The sequence below is a fragment of the Limimaricola pyoseonensis genome, from assembly GCF_900102015.1.
GTDB lineage: Bacteria > Pseudomonadota > Alphaproteobacteria > Rhodobacterales > Rhodobacteraceae > Limimaricola > Limimaricola pyoseonensis.
Window position 1 is genome coordinate 281,450 of the sequence record NZ_FNAT01000001.1, and the last position, 17,516, is coordinate 298,965.

Annotated in this window: 20 protein-coding genes and 1 riboswitch; of the genes, 8 read left to right on the forward strand and 12 right to left on the reverse strand. The window is 69.6% G+C overall.

Annotated features, from left to right (window positions below; translation table 11 throughout):
• The first annotated feature begins 59 nt into the window (after positions 1-59).
• Positions 60-276, forward strand: a riboswitch (cobalamin riboswitch).
• Between the two features lie 91 nt (positions 277-367).
• The 4 genes from BLT43_RS01355 to BLT43_RS01370 are packed head-to-tail and all read left to right on the forward strand — an operon-like array spanning position 368 to position 3,765.
• Positions 368-1,075 (forward strand): (2Fe-2S) ferredoxin domain-containing protein, encoded by a 708-nt coding sequence (locus BLT43_RS01355; RefSeq protein ID WP_090110214.1) that lies wholly within the window; start codon positions 368-370, stop codon positions 1,073-1,075.
• A complete protein-coding gene (locus BLT43_RS01360) occupies positions 1,072-2,004 on the forward strand; it encodes an ABC transporter substrate-binding protein (protein ID WP_090109409.1) in 933 nt (310 codons plus the stop codon). The genes BLT43_RS01355 and BLT43_RS01360 overlap by 4 nt, the downstream gene beginning before the upstream one ends.
• Positions 2,001-3,011, forward strand: coding sequence for a FecCD family ABC transporter permease (locus BLT43_RS01365; RefSeq protein ID WP_242652176.1), 1,011 nt, complete (start codon positions 2,001-2,003; stop codon positions 3,009-3,011). Before BLT43_RS01360 ends, BLT43_RS01365 begins: the two co-directional genes overlap by 4 nt.
• Positions 3,001-3,765 carry an ABC transporter ATP-binding protein gene (locus BLT43_RS01370; RefSeq protein WP_090109410.1) on the forward strand — a complete coding sequence of 255 codons (765 nt, stop codon included), beginning with the start codon at positions 3,001-3,003 and terminating at the stop codon, positions 3,763-3,765. The genes BLT43_RS01365 and BLT43_RS01370 overlap by 11 nt, the downstream gene beginning before the upstream one ends.
• Before the next feature lie 216 nt (positions 3,766-3,981).
• Here the strand turns inward: BLT43_RS01370 and BLT43_RS01375 are convergent, their stop codons facing one another.
• The 7 genes from BLT43_RS01375 to BLT43_RS01405 form a co-directional block, all read right to left on the reverse strand.
• A complete protein-coding gene (locus BLT43_RS01375; RefSeq protein WP_165612513.1) occupies positions 3,982-4,380 on the reverse strand; it encodes a nuclear transport factor 2 family protein in 399 nt (132 codons plus the stop codon).
• A gap of 626 nt (positions 4,381-5,006) precedes the next feature.
• On the reverse strand, positions 5,007-5,300 hold the full coding sequence (locus BLT43_RS01380) for a DUF6525 family protein (RefSeq protein ID WP_090109413.1): 294 nt from the start codon (positions 5,298-5,300) through the stop codon (positions 5,007-5,009).
• Complete coding sequence (locus tag BLT43_RS01385) at positions 5,297-5,917, reverse strand: DUF1826 domain-containing protein (RefSeq protein WP_090109414.1); 621 nt, start codon at positions 5,915-5,917, stop codon at positions 5,297-5,299. The genes BLT43_RS01380 and BLT43_RS01385 overlap by 4 nt, the downstream gene beginning before the upstream one ends.
• Positions 5,914-7,125 (reverse strand): GTP-binding protein, encoded by a 1,212-nt coding sequence (locus BLT43_RS01390; RefSeq protein ID WP_090109416.1) that lies wholly within the window; start codon positions 7,123-7,125, stop codon positions 5,914-5,916. Before BLT43_RS01390 ends, BLT43_RS01385 begins: the two co-directional genes overlap by 4 nt.
• Before the next feature lie 184 nt (positions 7,126-7,309).
• Entirely contained in the window at positions 7,310-8,230 is a 921-nt protein-coding gene (locus BLT43_RS01395) for a nickel/cobalt transporter (RefSeq protein WP_090109418.1), read from the reverse strand.
• Positions 8,212-8,859, reverse strand: a complete 648-nt coding sequence (locus BLT43_RS01400; RefSeq protein WP_242652177.1) for a DUF1007 family protein — start codon at positions 8,857-8,859, stop codon at positions 8,212-8,214. Before BLT43_RS01400 ends, BLT43_RS01395 begins: the two co-directional genes overlap by 19 nt.
• Positions 8,860-8,978: 119 nt before the next feature.
• Entirely contained in the window at positions 8,979-10,064 is a 1,086-nt protein-coding gene (locus BLT43_RS01405) for a zinc ABC transporter substrate-binding protein (protein WP_090109421.1), read from the reverse strand.
• Positions 10,065-10,161: 97 nt separating this feature from the next.
• On the opposite strand from BLT43_RS01405, the gene BLT43_RS01410 reads away from it, so the two are divergent.
• The 3 genes from BLT43_RS01410 to BLT43_RS01420 are packed head-to-tail and all read left to right on the forward strand — an operon-like array spanning position 10,162 to position 12,201.
• Positions 10,162-10,638 (forward strand): Fur family transcriptional regulator, encoded by a 477-nt coding sequence (locus tag BLT43_RS01410; protein ID WP_090109424.1) that lies wholly within the window; start codon positions 10,162-10,164, stop codon positions 10,636-10,638.
• A gap of 4 nt (positions 10,639-10,642) precedes the next feature.
• Positions 10,643-11,407 (forward strand): metal ABC transporter ATP-binding protein, encoded by a 765-nt coding sequence (locus BLT43_RS01415; RefSeq protein WP_090109426.1) that lies wholly within the window; start codon positions 10,643-10,645, stop codon positions 11,405-11,407.
• The gene (locus BLT43_RS01420) at positions 11,407-12,201 is read left to right on the forward strand and encodes a metal ABC transporter permease (RefSeq protein WP_090109428.1); all 795 of its coding nucleotides are present in this window, start codon (positions 11,407-11,409) and stop codon (positions 12,199-12,201) included. The genes BLT43_RS01415 and BLT43_RS01420 overlap by 1 nt, the downstream gene beginning before the upstream one ends.
• Before the next feature lie 99 nt (positions 12,202-12,300).
• Here BLT43_RS01420 and BLT43_RS01425 read toward each other — a convergent pair whose 3' ends face one another.
• From BLT43_RS01425 to BLT43_RS01435, 3 genes are all read right to left on the reverse strand, one after another.
• Positions 12,301-12,948, reverse strand: a complete 648-nt coding sequence (locus BLT43_RS01425) for a DsbA family oxidoreductase (protein WP_090109430.1) — start codon at positions 12,946-12,948, stop codon at positions 12,301-12,303.
• A gap of 70 nt (positions 12,949-13,018) precedes the next feature.
• Positions 13,019-13,720 carry a glutathione S-transferase family protein gene (locus BLT43_RS01430; protein WP_090109433.1) on the reverse strand — a complete coding sequence of 234 codons (702 nt, stop codon included), beginning with the start codon at positions 13,718-13,720 and terminating at the stop codon, positions 13,019-13,021.
• Entirely contained in the window at positions 13,707-14,315 is a 609-nt protein-coding gene (locus BLT43_RS01435) for an NAD(P)H-dependent oxidoreductase (RefSeq protein WP_090109435.1), read from the reverse strand. Before BLT43_RS01435 ends, BLT43_RS01430 begins: the two co-directional genes overlap by 14 nt.
• A 138-nt stretch (positions 14,316-14,453) precedes the next feature.
• On the opposite strand from BLT43_RS01435, the gene BLT43_RS01440 reads away from it, so the two are divergent.
• A complete protein-coding gene (locus tag BLT43_RS01440) occupies positions 14,454-14,834 on the forward strand; it encodes a winged helix-turn-helix transcriptional regulator (RefSeq protein WP_090109437.1) in 381 nt (126 codons plus the stop codon).
• Positions 14,835-15,164: 330 nt separating this feature from the next.
• Here the strand turns inward: BLT43_RS01440 and BLT43_RS01445 are convergent, their stop codons facing one another.
• Positions 15,165-15,761: an SDR family oxidoreductase gene (locus tag BLT43_RS01445; protein ID WP_090109439.1), complete on the reverse strand. Its 597-nt coding sequence runs from the start codon at positions 15,759-15,761 to the stop codon at positions 15,165-15,167.
• A gap of 184 nt (positions 15,762-15,945) precedes the next feature.
• Positions 15,946-17,322 carry an NAD-dependent succinate-semialdehyde dehydrogenase gene (locus BLT43_RS01450; protein ID WP_090110217.1) on the reverse strand — a complete coding sequence of 459 codons (1,377 nt, stop codon included), beginning with the start codon at positions 17,320-17,322 and terminating at the stop codon, positions 15,946-15,948.
• Positions 17,323-17,516 lie beyond the last annotated feature (194 nt).

Here is a 17,516-nt window from a genome sequence, read left to right on the forward strand (position 1 = left end):
GCGCCACGCAGCTTGTTCGCCACGCGGGGCGCAACGGCTTGACGGGCGGCCGAACTGGCGGCAGGGTCCCGCGCGATGGTTTCCGCCGGCCGCAACAGGTCGGCGGGATGAAAAGGGAACACGGTGAGGTGTAGCCATCAGGCGCCAAATCCGTGACTGCCCCCGCAACTGTAAGCGGCGAGCCCCCGGCATGACCACTGGACCGCATCGGTCCGGGAAGGGTCGGGACGGCCGAGACCCGCGAGTCAGGAGACCTGCCATCGCTGGATTGTAACCCATCGGGCGGGGTGTCCCGGGGAGGAAAGGCGATGAGCATATCGGCCAGCCGGCCGCGCATCCGTCCCGGTGCCCCCGAAGGGCAATGGCGATGCGCATCACGATCTACCTGATTTCCACGAGCTACCTGAGCCGGGCGCGCTTCGAGAAACTGGTCCGCGGCCTCGTCGCCGCGACCGACGGCCTCGCGCGCGCGATCCGGCTCGAGGAGGAGGGCGGGAGCCTGTGGCAGGCGCTCGACGCGGCCCGGGCCGAGGGCGCGACGGAAATCCTGCTGCGCCCGGCCGGCATTCCCTTTTCCCAAAGCCTCGCCGCTTGGCTGCCCAATGCCGCGGCGGAGTGGCTGTCGCGGCAGGAGGGGCAGCTGCCCGATCTGCTCTGGGCCGATCCGGTCGATCTCGATCCCGGCGTCATCGCCGCGATCGCCACGGCGCCGTGCGTGCCGCGCCCCCTTGCTGCCCAGCCCGGCGGGGCGGATGGCCGGGGATGGGACGATCCGGGGCCGATCCGGCATCATGTCCTCGTCTGCACCGGCCCGCGCTGCCACCTGCGCGACGCGCCGGACCTCGCGCGCGAGATCACGCGCGAGGCCTCTGCCGCCGGTCTGCGCGACGTCGAGGTGATCCGCACTTCCTGCCTGATCCCCTGCAATGCCGGGCCCGTCGCCATCCTCTACCCGCGCGGCCAATGGTACCGCCTGTCCAGCCGGGCCGAGGTGCGCCGCTTCGTCGAGACCGCGCTGGTCCGCGGGGCGCGATGTCCCGAGCTCGAAACCTTCACCACCGGAGTACCCGCATGACATCCCGCATCCTCGCCGCGATGTTCGTCCTCGCCGCGCCTGCCGCCTTCGCGCAGGAGGCCGAGGTGGAGACCTGCCACGGCCCCCAGACCTTCGATGAGCCGCCTTTGCGCGCGATCACCCTGAATCAGCAGGCCACCGAGGTGATGCTGGCGCTGGGCCTCGAAGACAGCCTGATCGGCACGGCCTACATGGATGACGAGATCCCCGAGGTCTGGCGCGCGGCCTATGAGAGCGTGCCGGTGCTCGCCGACAAGTATCCCGCACGCGAGATCGTTCTGGCCGAGGAGCCGGACTTTCTCTTTGCGGGCTTCGGCTCGGCCTTCAACGAGGACAATCTCGGCGCGGCCGGGGATTGGCAGGACCTCGGCATCGGGACCTATCTCGCGGATGCGTCCTGCAGCGCGCGGCATCCCGAGGACGAGGCATTGGGCATCGAGCCCGTGTTCACCGACATCGCGATGATCGGGGACATCTTCGGGATCGAGGGGCGCGCGTCTGCCGTGGCGGACGAGCTGCGCGCCCGCTTCGAGGCGGTCGAGGGCGCGGCGCCCGGCAAGGGCAAGACCGCCTTCCTGTTCGACAGCGGCGATACCGCCCCCTACACCGCCGGCTGCTGCGGCGCCCCGGCCGTGCTGATGCAGCAGGTCGGGCTGGAGAGCATCACCTCCGATGTCGAGGGGCAGTGGGCCGAGGTGAGCTGGGAGACGGTCGCCGCCGCCGACCCCGACGTGATCGTGCTGATCGAGGCGGACTGGTCCACGGCCGATGCCAAGCGGAGCTACATGGAGAACGACCCGGTCCTGTCGCAGCTGCCGGCCGTGAGCGAGGGCCGCTTCGTCACGGTGCCGTTCTCGCAGACCGTTCTGGGCATGCAGTTCGTCGACGGTGTCGAGAACCTCGCGGCCCAGCTCGACGCGCTGAAGTGACATCGGCGCGACACACCTGGCTCTGGCCGGTTTCGCTCGCGCTGCTCGGCGCGGCGATGCTGGCCGGGGTGTTCTGGGGCACCGCGGCGATCGGCTGGGCCGACCGCTGGGCGATCCTGACCGGCGATCCGGCAGCGCCGCGGTCGCTGAGCCTGATCGTCTGGCAGTGGCGACTGCCACGCGTGCTCGCCGTTGCGCTGATCGGCGCGGGGCTGTCGCTGGCGGGGGCGCTGATGCAGACGGCCCTGCGCAACCCCCTGGCCGACCCCTACCTGATGGGCCTGTCCTCGGGGGCCTCGGCCGCGGCGGTCGCGATGATCATCTGGGCCCCGGCCTGGATCGTCGCGGCGCTGGGCGTGCCGTTCGCCGCCTTTCTCGGCGCGTGCGCGGCCTTTTCGATCACGCTGGGCCTGTCGGTGCGGCCCGGGCGGATGCTGTCGCCTCTCGTCGTCATCCTGGCCGGTGTCGCGGTGTCGCTGATGTTCCAGTCCCTGACCGCGTTCTTCCTCTACATCGGCGACCCCCAGGCGACCCGCGCCGCGCTGGGCTGGCTGATGGGCACGGCTGCCGGGACCGGCTGGGGCGATCTGCCCGTGCCGCTGGCGGCCACGGTGGTCGTGGCGGCCGGCGCGCTCTGGCGGGCGGGCGACCTCGACATGCTGCTTCTGGGCGACGAACGCGCGGCGGCGCTGGGCCTGCGCGTCGCGCCGTTCCGCCTCGCGATCTTCGCCGGGGCGGCCTTGCTGACCGGGCTGTCGGTCGCGGTCGCGGGGATCGTCGGCTTCGTCGGGCTGATCGTGCCGCACATGGCGCGGCTGCTGATCGGCGCGCGGCACAGGCGGCTTCTGCCTCTGGCGATGCTGCTGGGCGCGGTCGTGCTGGTCTGCGTCGATCTGCTCTGCCGCACCCTGCTCGCGCCCGAGGAGCTGCCGCTCGGCGTGCTGCTGGCGCTGTTCGCCGCGCCGCCCTTCATCTTCATCCTGCGGAGGGTCCGCGATGTCCTCTGAGGCCTTTCTCGGCATCCGGGACCTGCATGTCGAGGCCGGGGGGCTGCCGAGGGTCCACGGCGTCTCGCTCGACGTGGGCGAGGGGCGCTTCCACGGCCTGCTCGGCCCGAACGGGGCCGGCAAGACCACCGTGCTGCGCGTGCTCTACCGCGCCGCCCGCGCGAAATCCGGCACGATCACCCTGGCCGGCCGGCCGATGCGCGACTGGACGCCGCGGGGCTGGGCGGGCGTCACCGGCGCGCTGGTGCAGGAAAGCGGGTTGCTGTCGGGGCTCTCGGTCCGCGACGTTGTGGAGATCGGGCTGGCGCGGACCGGGCTCTCGGAGGGGGACACGGCCAAGCGGATCGACGAGGCGCTCGACCTGGCCGGTCTGGCCGACCGGCAGGATCAGGACGCCTCGACGCTCTCGGGCGGCGAACAGCAGCGCACCCACATGGCGCAGCTTCTGGCGCGCGACCCGGCGCTCTACATCCTCGACGAGCCGACCAACCACCTCGACCTGCATTACCAGCTCGTGCTGCTCGACGAGGTCCGACGCCGGGGCCGGACGGTGCTCGCGACCTTCCACGACCTCTCCATGGCGGCCCGCTATTGCGACACCGTCACGGTGATGTCCCGGGGGCGATCCGTGGCAACGGGCACCCCGGCCGACACCCTCACGCCGGATCTTCTGCGCGAAGTCTACAGTGTCGAGGGCCAGCTTGAGGGCACGCTGTTTCGGCTCGAGGGGCCCGTCCGCTGCGACCGGCTCTGATCTCTCCGAGCGGCACCGGGACCGGGCCGCGCCTCTGTTCTGCGGAGGCACGGAACTGGGATGGACCGGTTCCAGTCCGTCGGCGCGACCGTCATCACCTAGCTCGACGCATAGGTCGCGGTCGGGGGTGGCGCACGGCGCGCCACCCCGGGTTGCGACTGTCTTGACGAGGACTGCCCGCGCGATGCCTGTCTGGCCCGCGTGCCCCGCGGGTCATCAACCGGCCTGACCGCCTTTGCGCGACGCCTCGAAATCCGACCTCAGGGGCGCGGTGTCGTAGATGATGGTCATCCTGGTGAAGCGCTGCCGGTCCTCGGCCAGTTCGAATACATCGACGCATTCGAACTCGACGACCTTGCCGCTGGCCAGGGTCCAGACGTAGCGGAAATGCAGCGCGAGGGACCGGCCTTCCGCCGAGCTGTCGAAGATGTTGAGGAGCGTCGTCCGCGACCGCGTCGTGTCCGCGAAGAGCTCGGCATAGAAGTCGTGCGCGGGCCGGACGCCGTAGAGCGGCGACACGATCTCGGCGTCGGGGGTGAAGAGGACGCGGACGCCTTCCAGGTCGCCCGTGTTCAGGCAGTCGAGGTAGCGGTGGCAGAGGTCTTCGGGGGTCATTCCGGTCTCCTTAGGGGAGTTCAGCCCGGACGCCTCTGAACCGATCGAGCCGCCCGAGGGGCGGCGGCTTCGCTGATCGTCGCGCATCACCGAGCCGCCGTCAGTGACGGCGGTAATAGCTCGGGGGCTGTCGGCGACGCATCATGCCGACTTGGTAGGTCTGGCCGTGGCACTTGTCAAAAGCAAACGCCGTAGCGGAAACCATGCGGGCCGTTCGCATTCCGATGCTGCCGCGATTGAACGGTCAACTGGCGTCTGTTCTTCGGATCAAGACGGTCCTGGACAAGCCGCCAAGCATGGCCGGCGATCTGCGCTTTGGGTTCCGGTTGGCCTAATCGTAATGGGCTCTTCTTGGGGCGGCGAATTGGCCAGCGCCTGTCCGCGCGGCATCGCCGGGATCGTGCCGCCCCTGTGCATTGTCAGCGCCATCTTCCGCGGTCCAGCGGCTGTGAGGATCAAGTGCAGGCTGGCGGAATGGCCGATGCAGGGGCGGGGCGGGGCGGGTGCATGCGAATGATCGCCGGCATCAATCGCGTGCTTCCCTTCCCGATGCGCTGTTTCGAACGTCGCTGTGGTGTCGAGCGGGTCATCGGCAATGGCCGGCGCGGCCGCCGCGAGGCTCAGCTTCATGCAAACTGGTCCTGTCGGTCGTCGTGTCCGGAGACCGCCCCGGCGGATGCCGAGAACCGGTCACGCGACAGGGTCTTGCGCTCCGCCCGGTCGAGCCGGGCGAGGATCATGTCCTCGGTCGCGCCTTCGCGCCGCGCCTTCAGCCAGATCTTGCGGCAGGAGGCAGGCGACCAGGGCAGCGCCGCCTGCGCGAGCCAGGCCCGAAGCGGCGCCGGCAGGGCGTCGTAGGCGCGCATTGGGTCGCCCTCGCGATTGCGGCCGCGCAGGGTGGTCGAGAGGTTTCGCCTCATGGCACCTCCTCCGGGTCGGTGACCGGATCGAGCACCAGCATCAGCCGGGTCTCGCCCGTGCCCTTGATCGGCGGCGAGCGGTGCAGCAGCTCCGGCCCGGTTGCGCCGGGCCAGAGCGTGCCGCGCATGACGAAGGGCGAGCCGGTGGGCACCGCGTGGACGATTGCGGGGTCGCCCTGCGCCGAGACGCCGTATTGCGTGCCGCTGCCGCGATAGGTGCAGACCAGCCGCGCGGTGACGCGGTCGATGTGGAAGCGGCGGCAGGCATTCGTCGCGATGACGTCGAGCCGCAGGCGCAGCCAACGCGCACGGGTCAACTCGGCGAAGATGTCGGCCAGCGCGGCGACGTCATCGGCGAGGCGCGCGCGTTCGGGCACGTCGGGGAGGCCCGCGCTGTCGGAGGCCGCGATGACCGCGTCGCGCGCCGCCTCGGGCCGCAGGATGACCCGGGCGCGCGGCAGGACAGCCGGGTCGAGCCCTTCGATCCACTGCTGGAACGAGGCGAGCGGTGCGCGCCGCCAGATCACCCCGCCGGCCCCGGCGGCGTGGATCGCGCGCAGCCCCTCGGGCGCGGAGGTGAATGCGACGCCCGGGGCGAGCGGACGGTGCAGCGTCATGCCGCCGCCTCGCGCCAGGCCGGGAAGGGATCTGGCAGGTCCGGCAGCGCGTCCGGGCCGGGGGCCTGATGTTCGGGCACCAGCGCGCCGTCCAGCCGCGCCTTCAGCGCCGGCCAGTCGATGCCCGCGCCGATGAACACGACCTCCTGCCGCCGGTCGCCCCAGGGTTCGATCCAATGCTGCGCGAGATAGGCCCGGGCGCCGTCGTGGTCCGGGTGGCGCGCCTTCGGGATGGTGGCCCACCACTGGCCGAGCGGCGTCACCGAGGAGAGCGCGCCGGCGAGTGAGAACTCGGCCACCCAGTCGGGGCGGGTGGCGATCCAGAAATGCCCCTTGGCGCGGATCACGCCGGGCAGGGCGCCGTTCAGCACGGCCATGATCTTCTCCGGGTGGAAGGGTTGACGCGCGCGGTAGACGTAGGAGGCGACGCCATATTCCTCGGTCTCGGACACGTGGTCGGCGAAGCCGTAGAGCTCCTTGGCCCACATCGGGTGCTCATGCGCCTTCTGGAAATCGAACAGCCCGGTGTCGAGGATCGCGCCGGGCGCCACCTCGGAACGGTCGGTCTCGATGATCTTCGCGTCGGCGTTCAGGCTGCGGATGATCTTGCGCGCGGCGTCGACCTTCTCGGGTCCGGCATCGGTGACCTTGTTCAGCACCACCACGTCGGCGAACTCGATCTGGTCGGTCAGCAGGTGGACGAGGGTGCGCTCGTCCGCCTCGCCCATGGTCTCGCCGCGGTCGTGCAGGAAGTCGTGGCTGGCATAGTCGCCCAGCAGGTTCACCGCGTCGACCACCGTGACCATGGTGTCGAGCCGGGCGATGTCTGACAGGCTCTGGCCTGCCTCGTCGCGGAAGTCGAAGGTCGCGGCGACGGGCAGCGGCTCGGAGATGCCGGTGGATTCGATCAGCAGGTAATCGAAGCGCCCCTCGGCGGCGAGCCGGCGCACCTCCTGCAGCAGGTCGTCGCGCAGGGTGCAGCAGATGCAGCCGTTCGACATCTCGACCAGCGTTTCGTCGGTGCGCGACAGCTCGGTGTCGGCGCGCACGAGGTCGGCGTCGATGTTCACCTCGGACATGTCGTTGACGATCACCGCGACGCGACGGCCCTCGCGGTTGTTGAGCACGCGGTTCAGCAGCGTCGTTTTGCCGGCGCCGAGAAAGCCGGAGAGCACGGTGACGGGAAGACGGGTGTCGGCGGCTGGCATGGGTCGCTCCGATTCGTTACGTTATATCATAACGATTATCGCACCGATCATCCGGCTCCAAGCCCCCGTCTCCGGCGGCGATGCATCTCGGCGGTGGCCCGTCTTGCCCTGATCGCCAGCGAGCGCGTATGCGCCGCCGTTCAGTCGGACGTCGGGAACAGCCGTCGCGGCGCGCCCGCGTCGATCACACCGCCACGCCGATCATCTCGATGGCGAGGAGGGCGGCGAGCAGGCCGGCTGCGATCTCGATCGCCGGCATCGCCAGTCGGGCCCGGCCGCCGCTTCCCAGCGACAGCACCGTGCTGCGGCGGGCGAAGACGCTGACCACCGCGACCGCGACGGTCAGCGCCGCCGTGCCGAGCGACATCGCCACGGTGCCGAGCACCCCGGCGCCGAAGATGCCCATGTGCCAGGTCAGCACCAGCAGCAGGATCGCGCCCGAGCAGGGGCGGATGGCGATGCTGGCGATCAGCGCCAGCGTCTCGGCCAGCGTGCCGCGACCTTCGAGATCCTCGGGCGCCGGGCCGTGGCGATGACCGCAGCCGCAGGCCGAATGGTCGTGGTGGTGGTCATGCGCGTGCGCCGCCGCCGGTGCCGCCGCCGGCCGGAGCACGCGCCAAAGCCGGAGCGCGCCGCGCAGCATCAGCCAGGCCCCGACGAGGGCGATGGCCAAGGTGCCGAGCGGCAGCATCACGCTCTCTGCGGTGTCGGTCAGCTGCTGCCGGGTCCAGCCGAGTGCGAAGAGGCCGGTGCCGACAAGTGCCACCGCCGATCCCGCCTGCCCGAGCGAGGACAGCACGGAGATGGCCGAAAGCCGCAGCACCGGCACCTCGCGCCCGAGGCCGTAGCCGCCGATCAGAAACTTGCCGTGGCCGGGCCCCACGGCATGGAAGAAGCCGTAGGCGAAGCAGATCGACAGCATGGCGCCGAGCGCGCCGGGCTCGCCCGCGCGCAGCGCCCTGAGCCCCGAGGCGAGCGTGGTCTGGAACTCGCGCTGCCACCCGGCGGCCCAGGCCGCGACGCGCAGGTCGGCACCGGAGGTGACGAACCAGACAGCGCCGGAGACGAGCAGCAGGATCGGCGCTATCAGGAGGAGGCGGCGCATGACAGCACGAAGCGGTCGGCGAAGAGAATGCCGATATCGTCGAGCTCGACCGCCGCGAACGGGTCGGAGGCGGCATCGACCGCGGCGAGCTGGTCGCCGTATTCCTCCTGCGCCTTCTCGCGGTCGGCGGCCTCGCGGATGACCGCGCAGCCGTCGCGGCCTTCGACGCCGGGATCGGCGGGCACGTCGTAGGCGACGAGGTAGGTCGGGTCGTAGGAGCGTGCCACGACCTCGCGGCCCTCGACGGCGAGCGGCGCGCCTAGCCTGCGGGTATGCGACATGATCATGCGGCCGTCCTCGAAGCGCGCCGCGTGATCGACCGGCCGGTCGAGGGCGACGGCATCGCCGTCGCTTTCAAGCGTGAAGTCTCCGGGGAAACCGGCCTCCCAGTCGACATCTTTGCCGGCGAATCCCGCGACGCGCGCGGGCTCGGGCGTGCCGTCGGCATCGGCGTCGAGACCGTTCTCCTCGATCAGCATCAGCGAATAGAACTCATCGTAGCTCCAGTCCACGCGGATCGCGGCGAGCCGGCCGGCCTCGTCGAAGACGAAGCGGAACGCCGTGTCGATGAAGATGTGGGGGTGCGCCCGTCCCGCGGCGGGAAGCAGCGAGAGACAGAAGGCGGCCATGAGAGCGCAGCGTCGCATGATGTCGGATTAGATCCCTGCCACTTGCGGATCAATGCGGGCCTGCGCGGCTCGGCGCCCCGCCGCCGATGCGGCGGGGCGCCGAGCCCGGGCGCGATGGCTCAGGACGCGCAGCCGGCGATGTCCTCGGCGATCGACCGGATCAGGGCAGGGTAGAAGTCCGGCCCCACCTCGAGCTCGAAGCCGATCGGGTCGATGACCGCCGCCCGGGCCTCGGTGCCCTCGGTGACGGTTTCGACGACGCTCTGGTTGAACTGCGGCTCGGAGAAGACGCAGGCCACGCCGAGATCGCGGACCCGGTCGCGCACCTCCTCGATCCGCGCCGGGCTCGGGTCGGAGGCGTCGCTCAGCGAAATCGCGCCCGAGGCCGAGATGCCGAAGCGGTTCTCGAAGTAGTGGTAGGCGTCGTGGAACACGACGAACTCGATCTCGCCGGCCGAGGCCAGCGTCTCGCGCGCTTCGGAGACCGCCGCGTCGATCTCGCCTTGCCCCGCGGTCGCGTTGGCGCGGTAGGTCTCCGCGTTCTCGGGGTCGAGCGTGGCCAGTTCCTCGGCGATCAGCTCGAGCCAGATCTTGCCGTTCTCGGGGTCGAGCCAGGCATGGGGGTCGAGGCCGTCGTGGGCGTGGCCGTGATCGTGCCCGGCGTGGTCCGCATGCGCTTCGTCGTGGCCTTCGCCGTCATGAGAAGCGTGCTCGTCATGGCCGTCCTCATGCCCGTGATCCGCGTGGTCTTCGTGATCGTGATCCGCGTGATCCTCGTCATGGGCGTGATCCCCGTCAGCATGGGCCTCGCCCCCGTGATCGTGGTCATGATCGTCGAACACCGCGCCCTCGCGGAACTCGAGCGTCACGAGACCCGGCGCGTCGAGCAGCTCGACCACCAGCGCGTCCGAGGCGAGCGTGTCGATCGTCTCGTCGAGCCACGGCTCGAGCGCCGGGCCGATCCAGAACACCGCATCCGCCTGCTCGAGCGCGCGCGCCTCCGAGGGGCGCATCGAGTAGTCGTGCGGCGAGGCGCCCGGCTGCACGACGAGGTCGGGCTCGCCGAGGCCGTCCATCACGCGGGCCACCAGGCCATGCACGGGCGCGATGTCGGTCGCGACGCGCGGCACCTCCGCGGCGGCGCCCGAGGCAACGGTCAGGGCGAGGGCGCAGCCGATCAGCGATCGTTCGGAGGTCATGGACATCGGAAGCTCCTGTGATTATATAACACGCAGCGCTGCATAGTGCGTATGATATAACGTATCAACCCCATTCCGTGCCCGTCCCTTGCAGGAGATCGCAATGACGAACCAGGCGTTCGAAGCGCATGATCACCGCAGCTGCATCGCCGAGGGCGTCGCTTCGGCGGCGCAGATCTGCACGGAACGGAACCTGCAGTTCACCAAGACCCGCCAGCGCGTGCTCGAGATCCTGCTCTCCGAGCACCGGGCGATGGGCGCCTACGAGATCCTCGAGCAGCTGCGCGCCGAGGGGTTGGGCTCGCAGCCGCCCGTGGCCTACCGGGCGCTCGAGTTCCTGACCAAGAACGGCTTCGCTCACCGGATCGAGCGGCTCAACGCCTTCATCGCCTGTTCGCATCTCGACAACGCGCATGCGCCGGTGTTCCTGATCTGCCGCTCCTGCGATCGCGTGGTCGAGGCCGAGGCCGACCCCGCGCAGGGCGAGATCGGCCGCGCGGCCAGGCAGGCGGGCTTCGTCGTCGAGCGGGCCGTTCGCGAGGCGGAGGGGCTGTGCCCCGCCTGCGCGCCCGCGGCCTGAGCCCATGACGCAATCCCTGGTCACCGCACGGAACCTGTCCGTCCGCCATGGCGAGACGACGGTGCTGCATCACGTGAACCTGCATGTCGATCCCGGCGAGATCGTCACGATCGTCGGCCCCAACGGGTCGGGCAAATCGACTTTGATCGCCGCACTGCTCGGCGGCGTGCGGCCGGCGACCGGCGGCGTAGAGCGCGCGCGCGGCCTGCGCATCGGCTACGTGCCGCAGCGGCTGGTGCTCGATCCGACCCTTCCGATGACGGTGGAGCGGTTTCTCGGCCTGCCGCGCCGGATCCCTGCCGCCCGCGCCCGCGAAGCGCTGGAGCGCGCGGGCGTGCCGGATATCGGCGGGCGGCAGATGGCGGCGCTGTCGGGCGGCCAGTTCCAGCGCGCGCTGCTGGCCCGCGCGATCCTAGAGGAGCCGCAGCTGCTGATCCTCGACGAGGCCACGGCCGGTCTCGACCAGCCGGGTTCGGCGGCGTTCTATCGGCGGATCGAGGAAGTGCGCCGAGAGACCGGCTGCGGCGTGCTGATGATCAGCCACGACCTGCACGTGGTGATGAGCGCCTCGGACCGGGTGATCTGCCTCAACGGCCATGTCTGCTGCGAGGGCACGCCCGAGGTGGTCGCCGCCGCACCCGACTACCGGCGGCTGTTCGGGGCGGGCACGCGCGGCGCGCTGGCGCTCTACCGGCACCATCACGACCACGGGCACGACCATCCGCACCATCACCACCACCACGACCATCCGCAGGACGCCGCAGAATAATGCTCGATGATTTCATGACCCGCGCCGCGCTGGCCGGGATCGGCACAGGCCTCGCGGCGGCGCCGCTGGGCTGCTTCGTGGTCTGGCGGCGGATGGCCTATTTCGGCGACGCGACGGCGCATGCCGCGATCCTCGGCGTGGCGCTGTCGCTCGCGCTGTCGCTGCCGGTCTTCGTCGGCACGCTGGTGGTCGCCCTCACCATGGCCACGATCGTCGCGGTGATCTCGGGGCGTGGCTACGCGATGGACACGCTGCTCGGGGTGATGGCGCATTCGGCGCTGGCCTTCGGCCTCGTCGGCGTGACCTTCCTCGACGGCGTGCGGATCGACCTGATGGCCTATCTCTTCGGCGACATCCTGTCGGTGTCGCGCGCCGATCTTGGGGTGGTCTGGGGCGGGGCGTTGCTGGTGCTGGCGCTGATCGGCTGGCGCTGGTCGGCGCTGTTGACATCAACGCTCAATCCCGACCTCGCCCGCGCCGCCGGCATCGACCCCAAGCGCGAACAGCTGGTTCTGACGCTGGCGCTCGCCGTGGTGGTCGCGGTGGCGATCAAGGTCGTCGGCGTGCTTCTGATCACCGCGCTCCTGATCATCCCTGCCGCCACCGTCCGGCCCTTCGCGGCGACGCCCGAGCGCATGGGCGTGATGGCGGCGCTGGTGGCGATGGTCTCGGCCTGGGCGGGGCTGCACGCCTCCTACGCGCTCGACACGCCGACCGGCCCCACCATCGTCTGCGTGACCGCGCTGCTCTTCAGCCTGTCGACCGTCGCGTCGAGCCTGCGCCGCTCCGCCTGAGGCCTGAGGTCCGGCCGCCGGGTCCGCCACCGGATACATGACCGGTGACGGGTTCGCCTTGGCCTGCCGCGCGGACTCAGGTGCCGGACGGCAGGCAGGTCAGGCGGCCTGCTCTTCGGCGAGATGGCGCAGGATGCGGGCGTAATTCTCCTCGCCCTGCGCGCCGGTCACGAGGTGCTGGCGGTCGAAGATCATCGCCGGGACGCCGGAGATGCCGCGCGAGGTCCAGAACTGCTCCTTTTCGCGCACCATCTGCGCATGGCTGCCCGCCTCGAGCATCGCCAGCGCAGCGTCGCGGTCGAGGCCGATGCCGCTTGCCACTTCGGCCAGCACATGCGGGTCATCGAGGTTCTCGCGCCGGGTGAAGAAGGCCGCGAACAGCGCCATGTTGGCCTCGTGGCCGCGGCCCCGTTCCGCCGCCCAGTCGATCAGCTGGTGGGCGCGGAAGGTGTTCACCATGCGCATGTCGTCGGCGTAGTCGAAGGTGAAGCCGAGCGCTGCGCCCATCTCGGTCAGCCGCTCGCGCGCACGGCGCGAATCCTCGGGCGTGGTGCCGTATTTCGCCGCCAGATGCTCCTGCAGGTTCTCGCCCTCGGGCGGCATCTGCGGGTTCAGCTCGAACGGATGCCAGTGCACCTCGATCTCGAGGCCGGTCTCGACCGAGGCGCGCGCCAGCTGCGAATAGCCGATCACGCACCACGGGCAGACCACGTCGGATACGATGTCGACGCGGATGGTCTTGGTCATGGGATCTCTCCTTGCGGTTGGCGCGCCCCTGTCGCCCCGGGCGCGCCCTGTCAATGCCCTTGCGGGCGGCTCACCTGAACCGCGCCGCGTTTTCCGCCGCCGCGGCGTCGATGTCGCCCTCGCCGAAGGCCGAGGGTCTCGGCTCGGGCAGCTGCAGCGCCGCCTGCACGCGCGGCATGGCGTCGAGCCGATCGAGCCAGCCCTGCAGGTTCGGTAGGCCCTCGACGCTCACCGTCGCCCAGAAATGGCTGCGCGCCCATGGGTAGGTGGCGATGTCGGCGATCGACAGCGCGTCGCCGACGAGCCACTCGCGCCCCGCGAGCCGCTTGTCGAGTACCTCGAGCAGTCGCCGGCTCTCGTTGACGTAGCGCGTGATTGCATAGGGCACCTCGTCGCCATTGGGCTTGGCGATGCGCTGGAAGAACATCGCCTGTCCCATCATCGGCCCGAGGCCGCCCATCTGGAACATCAGCCACTGCATGGTCTCCGAGCGCTCTTTCGGGTCGTGGCTCAGGAAGCGGTCGTATTTCTCGGCCAGGTACCACAGGATCGCGCCGCTCTCGAACACCGCGAAGTCGTCGTTGCCGCGGTCGACGATGGTCGGGATGCGGCCGTTCGGGTTGAGCGCGAGATACCAGTCGGACTTCTGTTCGCGCCGGCCGAAGTCGACGGGCACCAGCTCGTAGTCGATCTCCGCCTCGTGCAGGAAGATCAGCGGCTTCCAGCCGTTCATCGTGTTGGCGGTGTAGAGGACGATGTCAGGCCGCGGCATGGGCTTCCTCCGCGAAGACCCGTGACAGGTGGGCGTCGAAACGCGCGAGATCGCCGGCCACGTCGGCGTCCTTCATCACGTCGAAGGCGCCGAAGCTCGGCAACGGTGTCATGCCGAAGAACTTGGCGTTGAGATGGACCGGGCGCAGCAGGTCGTCCATGGACATTCCCTCGAAGAAGGGCTCGGCCGGGTCGTCGAAGGCCTCGGCCGGCGCGTTGAGCGTGGCAGAGATCATGTAGCGCTTGCCGGCCAATGTGCCGCCCATGCCGTAATTGGCCTTGGGCGCCTCGGCGGTGCGGCCGTCGCCACGGGTCAGCCGGCCGTCCATGCCGGCGGTGTAGACCTCGTCCATGTATTTCTTGAACGACCACGGCACGCCCATCCAGTTCACGGGGAACTGCAGGATCACCGCGTCGGCCCAGCGGTGCGCCTCGACCTCGGCCTCGACATCGTAGCCCTCGGCGATGGTGGTCAGGCGCACTTCGTGGCCCTGCGCCGCGAGCGTGGTCTTCGCGCGCTCGGCGAGAGTGGCGTTCAGTCCGCCGGGGGCGAAGGCATAGGGCTGCGCGCCGTTCAGGATGTGGATCTTGCTCATGGTCTCGGTCCTTCGTCGTGGAGGCCGCTTGACGCGGCGGGTGCGAGGGCCGAGATGTGGCTAGAGGGATGGAAACGCAACCAGTATACTTTTCGTAACCTTGTTTCGACCGAGGGTCTGCCGGGAAAGGGAGCCGCCATGACAGACAAGACCGCCTGGATCGAGGAGGACGCCGAGGGCCGCCGCCACGCCCGCGACGCCTGCGCCGAGCCCTGCGCCATCGAGCGCGGCATGCGTATCGTCGGCGGCAAGTGGACCGGCTCGATCCTCTGGCATCTGAAGGACGGTCCGGTGCGGTTCAACGACCTGGCGCGGATGATCGGCGGCGCCTCGAAGAAGATGATCACCGAGCGCCTGCGCCAGCTGGAAGACCGGGGCCTGGTGAAGCGCGAGGTTCTCGACACTTCGCCGGTGTCGGTGACCTACGAGATCACCGATCTCGGCCGGACCGCCCTCGGGTTTCTCGATGGGCTGCGGCAGTGGAGCGAAAGCCTGCCGAGGGACCTGCACGTCGATTGATTTCTTGGGCGCGGCAGGTGGCGGTCGCCGCGGACCGGTGCTGCATCCGTCCGTGCCATTCATCGGGATGCCGGCCTGCGGAGGCGATCTTGATGACGGTCCTGCGTGTATCGGACGGGACTTCGTCGCAATGTCTGTGAATGTTCGTTTCCGACAGTCAATTCGAGAATGGCCCAGCGCTCCTAAAGAGCGCCGGGCCAAGGTCTTTTTCGGCGTCCTAGCAGGGATCCGGCGTTCGAAGGGGGCGCACTTGTCAGTGTCTTGCAGCGCGCCGTTCACGACGCTCGTGCCGCCTCGTCAGAACGCTCCAATTGATCCATGCCCTTCGGATCAGGCCGATTGCATCAGGCGGACCTTTCCGGCCCATTCGCTGCTTTCGACCGCATCGGCCAGCGTCGCGGCGACGTCGCCACGCGCTGCTTCGCCCCGCGGGTCGACCTCGTCGCCGAGCACGATGTTCCGGTCGCCATCGGCCTCGGTCAGCCGCACGGGGCGGAGGATGGCATAGGTCAGGCCGGAGGCCTTCAGGTGCTCGTCGGCTTCGTGCTTGGCTTGAAGGTAGTGCCCCAGTTCGTGCTCGGGATCGGGGTTTTCCGTGCCCACCGAGCTGAGCATAACGAAGCGGCCCACCCCGGCCTTCGCCGCGATGTCGATCAGGCGCTTTGCGCCGTCGCGGTCGACCTTGTCGGTCATCTCGGGGCCGGTGTGACCGCCCGAGCCGGCGGCGAAGATCACGGCCTCGCAGCCGTCGCAGACATCGTCCCGCAGGTCGGTCAGGTCGCCCTGCCGCTGCACGGCCCCTTCGGGCAGCTTGCCGGTGTCCGAACCTTCGCGCACTAGCGCTACGGGGATATGGCCGCGCGAGATCAGCTCCTTGACGAGACGCAGGCCTGTATTGCCGGTCGCACCGGCGACGAGAATCTTCATGACGTAACTCCTTCGCTGTGGCGCAGGGCTTCGGGTTCCGATCGGCCGGTCGTCCCGACCGCGGCCCCTTGGCCCTGCTGGGTTCGCATCGCGGCCCCGGAGAGGCGCGACGCCGCGCTGTGCCGGATCGGCGCCGGGGCGGCCTTTTACGTAGGCATCACCACGGACGGCCGACCCTTGAGCTTCACGGCAGGTAGATGGCCTTCGCGTTGACGAATTCCTTCATCCCGAAGCCGCCATGTTCGCGACCGAAGCCCGAATCCTTGACCCCGCCGAACGGCATGTTCGGGTCGGCCGCGCCGAAGCTGTTGATCCGGACCATGCCGGTGTCGAAATAGTCCCTGGCCAGCCTGACGGCCTTGTCCTCGTCGCGGCTGAAGATGCCGCCGCCGAGGCCGTAGCGGCTGTCATTGGCGATGCGCATCGCGTCCTCGTCGTCCTTGGCGCGGATCACGGCGGCGACGGGGCCGAAGATCTCGTCGTCATGGGCCGGGGTGCCGGGGACGCAGTCGGTCAGCACGGTAGCCTTGTAGTAATGCCCGGTGCGGTCGGACACCTCGCCGCCGCAGGCGACGGTGGCACCGCCGGCGACGCTTCTCTCCACCTGCTCGCGCACGGTGTCCAGCTGCCCGGCGCTCGACAGCGGGCCGAGATCGGTGTCGTCCCCCATCGGGTCGCCCAGCTTGATGTCCTGCATGGCGGCGACGAACTTCTCGACGAATTCGTCATGGACCTTGTCCGCGACCACGAAGCGCTTGGCCGACACGCAGGTCTCGCCGTTGTTGTAGAGCCGGCCGATCACCGAGGTCTTCACGGCGAGGTCGACATCGGCGTCCTCGAGCACGAGGTAGGCGTCGTTCGAGCCCAGCTCGAGTACCTGCTTCTTCAGGGCCTGCGCCGCCTGCGCGCCGATATGGCGCCCCGCGCCGTCGGAGCCGGTCATGGTCACGCCGCGTACCTTGTCATGCGCGATCAGCGCGTCCGAGGTGTCGTGGTCGATGATGACGACCTGAAACAGATCCTCGGGCAGGCCGGCGGCAATGCAGACCTCGCGCAGCTTCAGCCCGCTGCCGGTGCAGATGCCGGCATGCTTGAGCACCACGCCATTGCCCGCCATCAGGTTCGCAGCCAGCACGCGCACGGGCTGGTAGAGGGGGAAGTTCCACGGCTGGATGCTGTAAATCACCCCGACCGGGGCGAAGCTCACGAGACCCCGCTTCTTGCCGCCCGAATGGCGGCGCTCCTCGTCGGCCAGCTCCTTCGGGCCGTGCTCGGCGGTGTAGTCGAAGATCGCGGCGCAGATCTCCACTTCCTGCTTCGAGTCGCGGTAGAGCTTGCCGACCTCCTCGGTCATCAGGCGTGCGAGCGCATCGGCATTGTCCCGCAGTTCCTGCGCTATCCGGCGCAGGTACCCGGCCCGCTCCTCGTGACTGGTCTCGCGCCATTCGAGAAAGGCCGCATGGCAGGCCTCGACCGTCTCGATGGCCTCGGCCTTCGACATGGTGTCGTAATGGGCGATGGTCTCTTCGGTGGCGGGATTGATGGTGGTGATCTGCGACACGTGGACTTCGCCTTTCATTCGTTCCGAGTACCGGTCGCAATGCGAAGCGGGCATGCCACGTTCCGAGCGACGTGGTCACAGCCCCGTGCGGAAGAATGTGGGGCAAGGGCGCTCGTCCCCCGGCGTTGTCCGAGGCTCGACCTCAAACCGTGATGTCATCCCGACAGCACGAAACGCCCCGAGAGCTTGATTGC

What these genes read in the sequence shown, in the direction of transcription:
- BLT43_RS01355 (WP_090110214.1), top strand. Translation starts at nt 368, where the DNA reads ATGCGCATCACGATCTACCTGATTTCCACGAGCTACCTGAGCCGGGCG.
- BLT43_RS01360 (WP_090109409.1), top strand. Translation starts at nt 1,072, where the DNA reads ATGACATCCCGCATCCTCGCCGCGATGTTCGTCCTCGCCGCGCCTGCC.
- BLT43_RS01370 (WP_090109410.1), top strand. Translation starts at nt 3,001, where the DNA reads ATGTCCTCTGAGGCCTTTCTCGGCATCCGGGACCTGCATGTCGAGGCC.
- BLT43_RS01375 (WP_165612513.1), bottom strand. Translation starts at nt 4,380, where the DNA reads ATGACCCCCGAAGACCTCTGCCACCGCTACCTCGACTGCCTGAACACG.
- BLT43_RS01380 (WP_090109413.1), bottom strand. Translation starts at nt 5,300, where the DNA reads ATGAGGCGAAACCTCTCGACCACCCTGCGCGGCCGCAATCGCGAGGGC.
- BLT43_RS01385 (WP_090109414.1), bottom strand. Translation starts at nt 5,917, where the DNA reads ATGACGCTGCACCGTCCGCTCGCCCCGGGCGTCGCATTCACCTCCGCG.
- BLT43_RS01390 (WP_090109416.1), bottom strand. Translation starts at nt 7,125, where the DNA reads ATGCCAGCCGCCGACACCCGTCTTCCCGTCACCGTGCTCTCCGGCTTT.
- BLT43_RS01395 (WP_090109418.1), bottom strand. Translation starts at nt 8,230, where the DNA reads ATGCGCCGCCTCCTCCTGATAGCGCCGATCCTGCTGCTCGTCTCCGGC.
- BLT43_RS01400 (WP_242652177.1), bottom strand. Translation starts at nt 8,859, where the DNA reads ATGGCCGCCTTCTGTCTCTCGCTGCTTCCCGCCGCGGGACGGGCGCAC.
- BLT43_RS01405 (WP_090109421.1), bottom strand. Translation starts at nt 10,064, where the DNA reads ATGTCCATGACCTCCGAACGATCGCTGATCGGCTGCGCCCTCGCCCTG.
- BLT43_RS01410 (WP_090109424.1), top strand. Translation starts at nt 10,162, where the DNA reads ATGACGAACCAGGCGTTCGAAGCGCATGATCACCGCAGCTGCATCGCC.
- BLT43_RS01415 (WP_090109426.1), top strand. Translation starts at nt 10,643, where the DNA reads ATGACGCAATCCCTGGTCACCGCACGGAACCTGTCCGTCCGCCATGGC.
- BLT43_RS01420 (WP_090109428.1), top strand. Translation starts at nt 11,407, where the DNA reads ATGCTCGATGATTTCATGACCCGCGCCGCGCTGGCCGGGATCGGCACA.
- BLT43_RS01425 (WP_090109430.1), bottom strand. Translation starts at nt 12,948, where the DNA reads ATGACCAAGACCATCCGCGTCGACATCGTATCCGACGTGGTCTGCCCG.
- BLT43_RS01430 (WP_090109433.1), bottom strand. Translation starts at nt 13,720, where the DNA reads ATGCCGCGGCCTGACATCGTCCTCTACACCGCCAACACGATGAACGGC.
- BLT43_RS01435 (WP_090109435.1), bottom strand. Translation starts at nt 14,315, where the DNA reads ATGAGCAAGATCCACATCCTGAACGGCGCGCAGCCCTATGCCTTCGCC.
- BLT43_RS01440 (WP_090109437.1), top strand. Translation starts at nt 14,454, where the DNA reads ATGACAGACAAGACCGCCTGGATCGAGGAGGACGCCGAGGGCCGCCGC.
- BLT43_RS01445 (WP_090109439.1), bottom strand. Translation starts at nt 15,761, where the DNA reads ATGAAGATTCTCGTCGCCGGTGCGACCGGCAATACAGGCCTGCGTCTC.